The sequence below is a fragment of the Agrobacterium sp. MS2 genome, from assembly GCF_003261015.1.
GTDB classification, from domain to species: Bacteria; Pseudomonadota; Alphaproteobacteria; order Rhizobiales; family Rhizobiaceae; genus Agrobacterium; species Agrobacterium pusense.
This window is the reverse complement of sequence record NZ_QLNF01000086.1, coordinates 556,198-568,943: the sequence shown is the minus strand read 5'-3', so window position 1 is coordinate 568,943 and position 12,746 is coordinate 556,198. Positions and strand designations below refer to the sequence as shown.

At 56.6% G+C, this 12,746-nt stretch carries 10 protein-coding genes; 9 read left to right on the top strand and 1 reads right to left on the bottom strand.

Annotated elements, in window-relative coordinates:
* The first annotated feature begins 10 nt into the window (after positions 1-10).
* The 3 genes from DOU54_RS25530 to DOU54_RS25520 are packed head-to-tail and all read left to right on the top strand — an operon-like array spanning position 11 to position 3,675.
* Positions 11-2,221 carry an ATP-binding protein gene (locus tag DOU54_RS25530; RefSeq protein ID WP_072493336.1) on the top strand — a complete coding sequence of 737 codons (2,211 nt, stop codon included), beginning with the start codon at positions 11-13 and terminating at the stop codon, positions 2,219-2,221.
* Positions 2,214-2,669, top strand: coding sequence for a response regulator (locus DOU54_RS25525; RefSeq protein ID WP_037092067.1), 456 nt, complete (start codon positions 2,214-2,216; stop codon positions 2,667-2,669). Before DOU54_RS25530 ends, DOU54_RS25525 begins: the two co-directional genes overlap by 8 nt.
* Before the next feature lie 13 nt (positions 2,670-2,682).
* Positions 2,683-3,675, top strand: coding sequence for a sensor histidine kinase (locus tag DOU54_RS25520; protein ID WP_042936693.1), 993 nt, complete (start codon positions 2,683-2,685; stop codon positions 3,673-3,675).
* A gap of 43 nt (positions 3,676-3,718) precedes the next feature.
* Here the strand turns inward: DOU54_RS25520 and DOU54_RS25515 are convergent, their stop codons facing one another.
* A complete protein-coding gene (locus DOU54_RS25515; protein ID WP_006699868.1) occupies positions 3,719-4,093 on the bottom strand; it encodes a response regulator in 375 nt (124 codons plus the stop codon).
* Between the two features lie 210 nt (positions 4,094-4,303).
* Here DOU54_RS25515 and DOU54_RS25510 point away from each other — a divergent pair, with 210 nt between their 5' ends.
* The 6 genes from DOU54_RS25510 to DOU54_RS25485 all read left to right on the top strand — a co-directional run bounded on the left by DOU54_RS25510 (position 4,304) and on the right by DOU54_RS25485 (position 12,695).
* Positions 4,304-5,758, top strand: coding sequence for a sensor histidine kinase (locus DOU54_RS25510; RefSeq protein ID WP_072493335.1), 1,455 nt, complete (start codon positions 4,304-4,306; stop codon positions 5,756-5,758).
* Positions 5,755-6,192 carry a response regulator gene (locus DOU54_RS25505; RefSeq protein ID WP_004445914.1) on the top strand — a complete coding sequence of 146 codons (438 nt, stop codon included), beginning with the start codon at positions 5,755-5,757 and terminating at the stop codon, positions 6,190-6,192. The genes DOU54_RS25510 and DOU54_RS25505 overlap by 4 nt, the downstream gene beginning before the upstream one ends.
* A gap of 4 nt (positions 6,193-6,196) precedes the next feature.
* A complete protein-coding gene (locus tag DOU54_RS25500; protein ID WP_072493334.1) occupies positions 6,197-7,234 on the top strand; it encodes a sensor histidine kinase in 1,038 nt (345 codons plus the stop codon).
* 499 nt (positions 7,235-7,733) lie between these two features.
* The gene (locus DOU54_RS25495; protein ID WP_072493447.1) at positions 7,734-9,188 is read left to right on the top strand and encodes an HlyD family secretion protein; all 1,455 of its coding nucleotides are present in this window, start codon (positions 7,734-7,736) and stop codon (positions 9,186-9,188) included.
* 148 nt (positions 9,189-9,336) lie between these two features.
* The gene (locus DOU54_RS25490) at positions 9,337-11,301 is read left to right on the top strand and encodes a glycosyltransferase family 2 protein (protein WP_113732039.1); all 1,965 of its coding nucleotides are present in this window, start codon (positions 9,337-9,339) and stop codon (positions 11,299-11,301) included.
* 95 nt (positions 11,302-11,396) lie between these two features.
* The gene (locus tag DOU54_RS25485; RefSeq protein ID WP_072493446.1) at positions 11,397-12,695 is read left to right on the top strand and encodes a hypothetical protein; all 1,299 of its coding nucleotides are present in this window, start codon (positions 11,397-11,399) and stop codon (positions 12,693-12,695) included.
* Positions 12,696-12,746: the final 51 nt, after the last annotated feature.

Genomic DNA, 12,746 nt, shown 5'->3' with positions numbered 1-12,746 from the left:
GGAGAAAGTCATGAGTTCAGTCACGCCGAAGCTGGATAGTTGCGGCGCCGAGCCCATCCACATTCCCGGCGCTATCCAGCAACATGGCGCACTCTTCGTGCTGTCCGCGCGTCAGTTGGCCGTCGTGCAGGCGAGCGATAACCTGCAGGATTTTCTAGATGCACCTCTATCGATCGGGGTGATTCCAGACCGGGGAACATTGCCTTTTATCGAGGCGTTACCGGCTTGGTATTCCGGTGACGACAGCAGCTTCAGATATGTCTGGACCGAAAAAAAACTCGATGTCTCGGCGCATCGGTCGGGAAGCGTGATCATCGTCGAGCTTGAGAGAACAGGCCCGGGCGCATCCGCCGAAGCGCTGATGAGCGAATTGACAGGCCTCGCCCAATATCTCAACAACACGCCGTCGCTGGGCGACGCACTGTCTCGAGTTGCACAGCTTGTTTCCTCGATCAGCGGTTATGACCGGACCCTTATTTATGACTTCGGTCCCGACTGGAGCGGTCATGTCGTGGCGGAAGCCGGCAGCGGGGCGTTACCTTCATATATCGGGCTTCGCTTCCCGGCCGGCGACATCCCGCCACAGGCGCGCAAGCTTTATACGGTCAACCGTCTGCGTATGATCCCGGACGTCGATTACAGGCCCGTGCCTGTCATGCCGCAGGTCAACTCGGAAACGGGCGCAGTGCTCGATATGAGCCTTTCACAGCTCCGCAGCGTTTCGCCCGTTCATCTGGAATACATGCGTAACATGGCGACGGCGGCCTCGATGTCGGTGTCAATCATCGTCAATGGCAAATTGTGGGGGCTGATCGCATGCCATCACGCCGCCCCGCACTCCGTCTCGCTCGCCGTGCGCGAAGCCTGCGATTTCGCCGCCCAACTCCTTTCGATGCGGATCGCAATGGAGCAAAGTTCTCAGGATGCTTCGCGCCGGCTGGAACTTGGTCATGTCCAGGCTCGCCTGCTCAAGCGGATGGCGGCGGCACAAAGATGGGTTGACGGCCTCCTGGGCGGGGAGAGCGAAAAGGACGATCTGCTGGAGCAGGTGGGGGCTGAGGGAGCGGCACTCCTTTTTGGCGATGAATATCATCTCGTGGGCAAGACCCCCTCGCAGGAGCAGGTCGAAGGATTGATCCGCTGGCTTGGCGAGCGCGAGGTTGCAGACCTATTTGCCACAGACAATCTTGCCGGCGATTATCCCGCTGCTGCGGCATTTGCGTCCGTGGCGAGCGGGATCATCGCGATGCGGGTTTCGGAATTGCACGGAAGCTGGCTGATCTGGTTTCGGCCGGAAGTCGTAAAGACGGTGCGCTGGGGCGGGGATCCGCACAAGACAGTGCATGAGAGCGGGCGCATTCATCCGCGCAAATCGTTCGAAACCTGGAAAGAGCAGGTGCGCAACACAGCTTCACCGTGGTCAGCGCCCGAGCTTGCAGCGGCGCGGGAGTTGCGTGGCGCGATCATCGGCATCGTCCTGCGCAAGGCGGAGGAAATGGCGGATTTGACGAAAGAATTGCAGAGGACCAACAAGGAGCTGGAGGCATTTTCCTACTCGGTTTCGCATGATCTCCGCGCGCCCTTCCGTCATATTGTCGGTTTCGCTCAGCTCTTGCGCGAACGCAGCAACGCCCTGGATGAAAAATCGCTCCACTATCTGCAGATGATCTCCGAAGCGGCACTCGGCGCAGGCAGGCTCGTGGATGATCTTCTGAATTTCTCGCAGCTCGGCCGCACCCAAATCACAATGGTGCCGGTAGACATGGAGAAAGTCGTGAACGAGGTTCGCCGCTCCCTCGCTCATTCCATCGCTGATCGGCAGATCGAATGGCATATCGGCAATCTGCCCGTATCGCTCGGAGATCCGACCCTGCTTCGGCAGGTGTGGTACAACCTCGTTGACAACGCGATCAAATATTCCCGCCAGAAACCCGTTTCGATTATCACCATTTCCGCGGCAGAAACCGAAGGTGGCGTGACCTACTCGGTCGAGGATAACGGTGTCGGCTTTGACATGGCCTATTACAGCAAGCTTTTTGGTGTGTTCCAGAGATTGCAGCGGGTAGAGGATTTTGAGGGAACGGGAATTGGACTTGCGCTGGTAAGACGAATTGTTGAACGCCACCACGGTTCGGTCAGCGCTAAGGGAACTGTGGGAGAGGGAGCCACGTTCTCCTTCACATTGCCGGTTACGAAAGTTGAAGAGGAAAAAATTGCCTGAACTCAGACCTATTCTTCTCGTGGAGGATAATCCACGCGATCTGGAATTGACGCTAACTGCGCTGGAAAAATGTCAACTGGCGAACGAGGTCGTCATTGCGCGTGATGGTGCCGAAGCGCTTGATTATCTCAACGCCTCGGGTAGCTTCCACAACCGGCCTGCCGGTGATCCGACCGTGGTTCTTCTTGATCTCAAGCTGCCGAAAGTTGACGGGCTCGAGGTCCTCCAGACCGTTAAGGGCAGCGATCACCTCAAGCATATTCCGGTCGTCATGCTGACCTCCTCCCGTGAAGAACAGGATCTCGTAAAGAGCTACGAACTCGGCGTGAACGCCTTTGTGGTGAAGCCGGTGGAGTTCAATCAGTTTTTTAAGGCGATACAGGATCTTGGCGTGTTCTGGGCCCTGCTGAACGAACCGCCGCCGGGCGCGCGCCGCAATGGTGCTTGAGGCGATGCCGCAGATGGAGCAAAGCAAGCTTCTTCTTCTCGAAGACAGCTCGGTTGATGCCGAACTGATCGAGGATCAGCTTTCACGGATCTCTCCGCCCCCTGTCGTGACCAGGGCGGTGGGTAAAACTTCCTTCATCGAGGCTCTGGAAAATCAGCAGTTCGATATCATTCTCGCAGATTTTTCCCTGCCGGACTTTGACGGCATGGCTGCGCTTGATGTCGTCATGCAAACGAGACCCGACACGCCCTTCATTTTCGTTTCCGGTGTTCTCGGCGAAGACGCGGCGATCGATGCCTTCAGGCGCGGCGCCACTGATTATGTCCTGAAGCAGCGACTGGCGAGGCTGCCCTCCGCAGTCGGTCGCGCTCTCGCGGAAGCACGGGAAAAGGAGGAGCGGAGACGGGCGGAAATGCACAAGGAGCTGCTCGTCCGCGAACTCAGCCATCGTGTCAAGAACACGATGGCGATGGTCATTTCCATCATTCGGCGCACTGCAAAAGGCAGTTCATCCGTAGAGGATTATCAAGAGAGGCTCGTGGCCCGCGTGAGTGCGCTCGCCGAAAGTCATGCCCTGCTTTTCCAGAGCAACTGGGGACAAACCGATCTCAAGGATGTCGTGAAGCGGGCAATTGAACCCCATAACACTTTTGCCAGCCGCGTCGAGCTCGACGGTCCTGACGGGGTTAGCGTATCGCCTAAATCCGCATTGGCGCTTGGCATGATTTTACATGAACTGGTGACGAATGCGCAGAAATACGGTTCGCTTTCAGAAGCAACCGGGAAGGTGCAGGTCTTCTGGAAAAGGCTTCGTAACGATGAAGGCCGGGACCTTATCGAGCTGCGCTGGCATGAAAGCGGTGGCCCGCCCATTTCCGCTCCGCTGGAGACCGGTTTCGGAACGACCCTTGTTACAAGGGGAGCCCAGTACGAGCTGCAGGGCGACAGTGAAATCCGCTATGATCGCGACGGCCTGAAATATCGGGTGATTTTCCCTCTGGACTGAAGTTTCGCCTATCAGCGTTACCGGACGTTGCGGTATTTTCCCGCTAGCCGGTATGCGCGAATTCGGTCGCCAGAACATTCGGGAGATTATCAAAATCGCACGGCTTGGAAATGATCGTCAGCCCTGTCAATTGCGTGCGAATACCGGGTATCTCGGCATATCCGCTGCAGATGACGAAAGGTATGCTCTCGGCCCTCAGTCGTTCGATCACGGGAAAGGATAACTCGCCCTTGAGATTGAGGTCGATGACCGCTCCATCCAGATCGGTTGCGCTTATTTTCTCCAGCGCTGCGGCTATATCGGAAACCGGCCCGATGACGTCGACACCGAGGTCGGACAGAAAGTCCTCCATATCCATTGCCAGAAGGGCGTCGTCTTCCAGAACGAGGATATGCTTTCCCTGAAAATCATATTGCATAGCTTACCGCATTCACATGGTCGCAGGCGCGCCCGGACATTTTACCAACAGCGCTGAACGCCTGAAGATCGAGGTGGTTCCACTCTTGTGTAAAAAGAAATCATTCGCATCCGTCGCTTGCGTACTCTAGTTTGTGCCGCGAACTAACTGCCTACCGGGAATGTTACTGCTGTGACTGGTTTTTCACCGTTTGCCCAGCGAAGCCTTTTGATGCTTGCTGTTGGCGTTGCAATTTTGATTGGCATGGTCTCCACTTCTTTGTGGCTGGTGCAGGTGAATAATCGCTATTCCCAGGAAACGGCGGAACTGCGCCGTGTCCGTGCCGCAATTCTGGATGTGCTGACGACGATGCAGGACGTCGAAACCGGCCAGCGGGGATATCTGCTTACCAACAATCGCGAATATCTGGGGCCTTACGAAGAGGCCCTTCAGGGCTTGCCCGAACGCCAGGCGCGACTTCTCGATCTTCTGAAAGGGGAAGAGCGATATAAGCAACCTCTCGCTGGCTTGAAGCAGGCGATCGACGCAAAGCTCTCCGAGACACGCGAAACCATCGATTTGCAGCGCGCGGGTCGCATTACCGAGGCAGCCGAGGTCGTTCGAAATAACGACGGCAAACGCTTCATGAATGAGATCAGGAGTGTTCTGTCGGACCTTCAGTCGGATACCGACGATCGCCTGCGCGTCATCGTTGCGGATCAACTGGGCGCCGCCAATACACTTCGTTGGGTAACGATTGGCGGTGCCGTTGCAATTCTCATCGTGGTCGGCGGGTCGATACTGCTCGTCTTTACTTATATTCGCGCGCTAAACAGGTCGCGGGAGGATGTGGACGAACTCAATCGCCATCTTGAGGAGCGTGTCGAGGAAAGAACACGCGATCTTCGCCGGGCCAACCAGGAAATTCAGCGCTTCGCTTATATCGTTACTCATGATCTGAGGGCGCCGCTTGTCAACATCATGGGCTTCCTTTCTGAATTCGATACGTCGCTGAAGCCGGTCACCAACTATGTCCTGGCAGATGGAAAAACGCTGACGCAGGACGTGATCCGAGAGGCGCGGCTGGCGGTTGAGGAAGACATACCCGAAGCCATCGGGTTTATCCGTTCATCGACCCGCAAGATGGACCAGCTGATCAACGCCATTCTGAAGATATCCCGTGACGGCCAGCGCAAGCTTCAGCCGGAGAAAGTCGATATCGAAACTTTGCTCTCCTCGCTTTCAGAGACCGTGCGCCACCAGATCACGGCCAATGGAGGCGAGATTCATGTCGACACGCCCAAGCTGACAGTCGTGACGGACCGCATATCTCTCGACCAGATTCTAGGTAATCTTCTCGATAACGCGGTGAAATATCAGATGCCTGGGCGCCCTCTGAGGTTAACGGCACGCGCCTATCCGGCCGGGCGCGGCGCGATCGCCATTGAAATTGGCGACAACGGGCGCGGTATCGGTGAGCAGGATCTTGAGCGTGTCTTCGAACTGTTTCGTCGGGCGGGCGAACAGGACCAGCCCGGTGAAGGAATAGGTCTCGCACATGTCCGTTCGCTAATCAGAAATTTAGGAGGTGACATTAGGGTGGAGTCGCGACTCGGGGAAGGCAGCACATTTATCTTGCTGCTTCCGAGTGACCTCAGAAGAGTAACGAAGGAAGGCGACAAATGAAAGCGACCGGTCAGGAAGTAACGATCGTGATGATCGAAGACGACGAGGGACATGCCCGTCTGATCGAGAAGAATGTGCGCAGAGCAGGTGTCAACAACGAGATCGTGCCGTTCACACTCGGTGCAAAGGCGCTGGATTATATCCTGGGCCAAAGCCGGGACGGGCTCGTCAGCAAGGATCGCTATCTGCTCGTTTTGCTCGACCTCAATCTCCCCGACATGTCCGGCATCAGCATTCTCGAGCAGATCAAAAGCAATGAATACACCCGCCGTCTGCCTGTCGTGGTTTTGACGACCACTGATGACGAAACCGAAATTCAGAAATGCTATGATCTCGGTGCGAATGTTTATATAACAAAGCCGGTCGACTATGAGGGCTTCGCGAATGCCATCAAAAATCTCGGCCTTTTCTTTTCCGTAATACAGATACCTTGAAGGCATGATGGCTCTGCACGTTTTGTATGTCGATGACGACCCGGCTCTGGCGCGGCTTGCGAGCCGCGTCCTTGGTCGCCACGGAATGGAGGTGGTCCATGCCGCGTCCGTTGCTTCCGGGCTTGAGCTTTTCCAAAACGGGCAGTTCGATGTCGTCGTTCTCGATCACTATTTTCAGACGGCGACGGGAATGGAGTTTCTGGCGGCGATCGAGACGGTGCCGGCCCGGGTTCCCGTTCTTTACGTAACGGGGTCCAACGAGGCCCAGATCGCCATAGACGCGCTCAAGGCAGGTGCCGCCGATTACGTCATCAAGAATGTTGGAGACGACTTTTTTCCGCTGTTGCTGGCAGCCATCAACCAGGCGCTTGAAAACCATCGCCTGCGCCAGACAAAAGAGGAAGCTGACCGTCTGCTGATAAAGGCCAAAGAGCATGCGGAAATGATGGTGAAAGAGATGAACCATCGCATCGCGAATAGTCTCTCACTGGTTTCCGCCATGATCCGGCTGCAGATCAATACGCTGAAGTCCCAGGAAGCAGAAACGGCGTTGCTGGAGACGCAGAGCCGGATTTCTGCGATCGCCGGCGTTCATCGCAGTCTCTACAATACAGCGAATGTGGGTCTCGTATCCCTGAATTCTTATCTCACCTCGATCATAAGCGACCTGTTCCAAGCTGTTCCGGGCTCTTCCTCCATCACGGTCGAAACGTCGCTCTGTGAGGTTGATCTGAACGCCGACCATGCCGTTGCGCTCGGTGTCATCGTCACTGAACTTCTGACAAACGCGCTCAAATATGCCTATCCGGATCAAGAAGGCACAGTGCGCATTAACCTGTCCGCCCAGGACGGCCGGTTCATTCTTGTTGTGGAGGATGACGGCGTCGGTGTGAAACCGGATTCAGCCCCTCGCGGCACCGGTCTCGGCACCAAGCTGATCATGGCGATGGCGCAGAATATTGGCGCCCGGGTCGAGCAGACGCACACGCACCCGGAACTCAAAAAAGGCACCCGTTTCTCGATGATATGGAATGAACGGTGACGGCATGGCCGCCGTGCCTCGCGATTATATCTCGATATAACGGCTGTCTAGCGGAGAGCGATTGGACCTCCTGGCCGTCCCCATAGCCTTCAGCGCGAACGAATGGTCAAAATATTTTGCCCGAAGCACGGAAGAGTGAAGCCGCTTTCGGCGCTCAGAGCAGAGCGACCTGCCGCCAAAGCGATTCTTTAAAATTTTCTCTCTGCCATAGTGGAAACGCGGTACATTCTCAGGTTGTGCACCCCGGTCGAGCAAAGTGCACAAGGCGGGTGCCGGCTGCCGCTATAAAGGCACAGCTAATATGGAACCACTGAAATTTGACCCAGGAAGTTTTCATGGGTGAAATTTTGCGTCCATAAAGCCGGCAGATGCATAGTATTTCGGCAATTTCGGAAAATGTCTTAATGCAATCTTAACGATGTTGCGCTGCAAAAAAACTTGATGGACTATTTTAATACTGCGGGAGGAAATGCTGTTCAACAAAACAGGAGTTCGTGCCATGCTGTTCCGCAATAGAGATAAAGAAAAACCTCAAGGCGCCTCGGTCAGGCTGGCCTCATATACTGTTCTCGGTGTTGTCGCCACAGTGTTTTCCTCCTCCGTGTTTCCACCTGTCTTCACTTCGCAGACAAACCGCGCCTTGATCAATGCTCCCGTCATTCCGCTGACGACCCCCATCAGTGGCGTGGTGAAAATATCCGGTAACGGCAGGGCGGCTGTTGAAAACGACAAGGTCGACAACACCACTCTGATCGGCCTGAAAGTGCAACTGGCGGCGCTCGACAATGAACTTCGCCAGAAAAACGCGATTATCGGCGATTATGCTAGCCGGGTCGACAATCTGAACAATGATCTTCTCAGCCAGCAAGCGGCTTTACTGCAGAGAACAGAATCCGACCTTGAAGCGGCAAAGGCTGCTTTGCAGATGGTGACCTATTCGACCCGCATCGCGAAAGCAGAAGCGGTGCGCAAACAGAAGCTGGTTGCCAAGGGTGTTTATTTCGGAATTGGCGACGACATCGCCGATACGATACAACTTGAAGATACAAAACTGCAGGCCGCGAAAGTTGCCGTCGACAAGCTGAACAAGGAAATGAGCTTCGCGCGCCAGGGCATCTATATCGGTTCCGATCTGCAATCCCTGCAAAATCTTCAGCAGGAAATCCGCACAAGGTCCGCTGATCTGCTGCAAATCCAGATGCAGATGACGACCATGCAGACGCGAAAAAGCGAACTCGAAGCGCTTGCCTCCGCGGAGGCCGCGCGTATCGACAGACTGACCCGCGCCGATCTCGCCATTCCGCCGGGCACGACGCTTTATAAGCCGGTTGCCGTGACGGGACGTGAAGTGGTGGCCGGCGACACCTTGGCGGAGGCGCTCGACTGTCGCAACGCTTTCGTCGTGGCAATTTTTTCCGAACGTCAGGCGCAGGCCCTTTCCGTGGGTTCAAGGGTAAAGGTAAATGCCGATGCCTGGGCGCAGGAGGCTGACGGGGTGGTAGAGCGGCTGGTGCCCCGAACCACCGAACGCGTCGACCTCGATTATGCCGTACCGTTTCCCCCCACGGAGCGGCGGGAGCTTTACGCTTATATCCGCATGGCCGGGACATCCGAGAGCCAGTTTATGAAAAACGGTGTCTGTTCGGTCGGTACCTGGGTGAGTGTAAGTCTACCGCGCGAATGGCTCGGCAAGACCCGGGAATATGTTCATGAGGCATCGGCAAGCCTCTTCCAGTTTGCGCAGGCATCCGCCAGCGAAATGCCCGACGTGAGGCAGGCCGCCTGGACGCTCATCGAGACATCACGAGAGAAAATATTCGAGCAGATGGGCATGGGCGGGCAGCCGCAACAGCCGCCGGGAATAGCGGCGCACACTACAAAGCCGGATATCATCACGCAGCATGCGATCAGCGGTGCAGATGCCACCGCGAAAGCACCGCGCACCCAATCCTGACACCCGCATGGATTGGGCAAGCCCCTGCGGGCGCGTCCACGACGCCCGCAGGGCGACCCACCTGTTTCACACAGTCGAAGCAGCCTCATTCGCGCACGCTATCGGGCGCGGCTTTTGGGACGTATCCGGTCAACCATGAGGACAAGCGATGTATTTCACTTCAGAGGGCGATGTTCAGTCCGTCCTTTATGTCAATCTCATCATCGCCCTCTGCGCGATCCTGTTCACCATGCTTGCCGACCCGCGGCGAACGCTGGACCGGCTGGCGTTCAGCACCATCATGCTGCTTTCGCTCAGCGTCTATATTTTGTGGCGCGCCACCGATACGCTGCCTCCCTTAGAGCTTTCGCTGGAAACCGCCTGGAATTACATCTATTTCACTTTCGAACTGATCTCCGTGCTTTATGCGATGGGATCGATCCTGATCCTGACAAGACGAACGGACTGGTCTTCCATTGCAGACGAAGCCGAAGCCGGGATTACGGGCGATCCCAATGCGCCGCTGGTCGATGTGTTCATCTGCACCTACAATGAACCTTTGAACGTGCTTGAAAAATCGATTGTCGCGGCGCAGGCAATGCAATATCCGCGGTTGCGCGTTTTCGTCTGCGACGATACGCGCAGGTCCGAGGTTCGGGACTATTGCGAAACAGTCGGCGTCAATTACGTGACGCGGCCGGACAATAAGCACGCAAAGGCGGGGAACCTGAACAAAGCGCTTGTCCACACCAATGCGTTGTCGGAAGTTTCAGATTTCATCATGGTTCTCGACGCTGATTTTGCGCCGCAGGCCAATTTCCTGTCACGCGTGACCGGACTTTTTGCCGATCCCAAAGTGGCCGTGGTGCAGACACCGCAATTTTATTTCAACAGCGACCCCATCCAGCATAATCTCGGTGTCCGCAATTCCTTCGTGGATGATCAACGGGTATTCTTCGACGTATTCCAGCCTGCAAAGGACGCGGTCGGTTGTGCGTTCTGCGTCGGAACGAGCTTCGTTCTGCGGCGGGCAGCGGTGAACGAACTCGGAGGTTTCCCGCATGATGCACTTTCGGAAGACATGCTGCTGACCTACCGGTTGATGGAACGGGGGTATGTGACACGCTGGCTCAATGAAAAGCTCAGCGTCGGATTATCGGCAGAAGGCCTGCCGGAGTATATCACGCAGCGCACGCGCTGGTGTCTCGGCACCATCCAGATTGGACTTTTGCGCACCGGGCCGCTGTGGCGCGGCAATTTCACCCTGACGCAGCGGCTGCATTATCTGCACGGCCTGTTCTGCTGGCTTTCGAAACCCTTCATCCTTTGCCTGCTGCTCGCGCCTTCCATCTATTGGCTGACCGGCGTTTCCGCGCTCCAGGCCGATGAGTTGATGTTCATGCAACTCGGTCTGTCATCGCTTGCGCTGTTCTGGGCCTATTCCACCTGGATATCGGGAAAGCGCACACTGCCGCTTTTCACCGAGGTGACACACGCACTGACCGCCGTTCCGATCACGATCACGCTTTTTCAGGCCATGCGAAAACCTTTCGGACGCCCTTTCAAGGTCACGGAAAAGGGCGGAGACAGGTCACAGGTGCGCGTTCACGGCCCGACGGCGCTATTCTTTGCCCTTGTAACCCTCACTTCGGCCATCTCCGTGCTGATTGCCGTTTATGGATGGGACGCACCCGTGGAATTTTCGGCGCGCGATTGTCTCAACCTTATCTGGTCGGCCGTCGCCATGGTGATTGCCTTCATCAGCCTTATCTGCTGCATCGAATTGCCGCGTTTCGACAGGGAGGAGCCGATCAGCGTAAACCTTGGCGGACAATTACGGCAGGGCAATGCGGTGACAGGGGTGAAGATCGTGGCACTGTCGACTGAAACCGTGACGCTTGCGGGTTTCACTTCTTCTACAGAAGCGCAGGCCATATTCGTGCCGGAGGTGGGCTGGTTGCAGATCGATGCAACAAAAGACCAGCTAATACCCGGAAAATTCTGCCTTGCTGCAACCGCCGAGCAGCATCGGGCTATCCTGCGGCTGCTTTTCCGCACTGCACCGGAAAATGTGGCGGAACAGGGCGACCTGATAAAATCCATGCAGATGTTGCTCGCAAGGGCCTTCAGCTAATCAGGGGGCGATTGAACAGGACTTTGCCGGACACAACACGGTCCCGATGGCCGGCTGCCGCCTTGAAAGGTTTCGATCAAACGGGAATTGCGCTCATGCCTCTCAGATCGATCATCCCTGCGATCCTGATGTCCTGTGTCATGACAGTGTTGGCTGGAGGTGACGGGCGCGCTGCATCCGGATCCGTCCGTGATATGCTCGCTTCGCGCTTATGCGCGGGTCTTGCCGGGAAGATGGATGGTTCTCCCGCGCCCTTCGTGTTCCGCAGCTTCGAGCCTGCGCCAGGTGGCAAGGCGCTCGATCCGGCGCTTTCAAATACGGGTTTCACCTATGACAATGCGCTGGCATCCATCGCTCTTTTTGCATGTGGGAAAGACGCAGAAGCAACAAGGGTTGCCGATGCGCTGCTGCTGGCCGTGAACCGTGACCGCCGTTACAGTGATGGCCGCCTGCGCAACGCCTATCGCTCCGGCCCGGTCGTCAGCAAAACGGAGGTTATGCTCCTGCCCGGTTTCTGGAATGCCGCCAGCAATGCCTGGGTCGAAGACGGCTATCAGGTCGGCAGTGCGACAGGCAATCTCGCCTGGGCGGCCCTTGCTCTGCTTACCGCCTCTGAGCGCTCCGACAATCCAGCCTATTTGCAGGCCGCGGCAAAAATCATGCGCTGGATCGATGCATATACCAAGGGTGACAGCGACATCGGTTACACAGGCGGCACATTTGGCCACGAACCGTCTCCGGTGAAACTCGACTGGAAATCGACGGAGCACAATCTTGACGTTTACGCCGTTGCCAGCTGGCTCACCGAGAGTGGGGACGATAAAACTTGGCGGACGATGCAGGACAGGGCAGGCAAGTTCCTCGACGCCATGTGGAATGAGCAGCAGGGTCGTTTTTATGTTGGTAGCCTGCCCGGCAGCGATCGGCCCAATTTAACCCAGTCGGGAATAGATTCCGAACTCTGGCCCATCCTCGCCGTTCCGGAATTCCGCGGCCGCGCCGAGCGCGTGCTGGAATGGATCGACCGGCACTATGCGGTCGGGGAAGGCTTTGATTTCAACGATGACCGGGACGGCATCTGGCTGGAAGGCACGGCGCAGGCAGCGCTTGCGTTTCAGCATGCAGGCCACGCCGGGCGCGCCGAAGCCCTGCTTGCCACCATTGATGTTGAGGTATCGCCCGATGGTCTGGTCTATGCCACTGTCGGGCCGGAGTTGACGACGGGGCTGATGATCGGGCCTGCCTCGACCTCTGCCGATTTCAAATATTTCAGACTGCCGCATGTCGGCGCTACTGCCTGGGCAATCCTGGCGGCGAAAGACTGGAACCCGTTTTTGAGAGAGAGCAGTTGCACGCGTCCCTGTCGGAATTATACCCGTCCCGGCAGGGGGTAAGGAGGATGTTATTGTCGTGGGATCGCGAGAAGACCGGATGGCGGCGGGCCT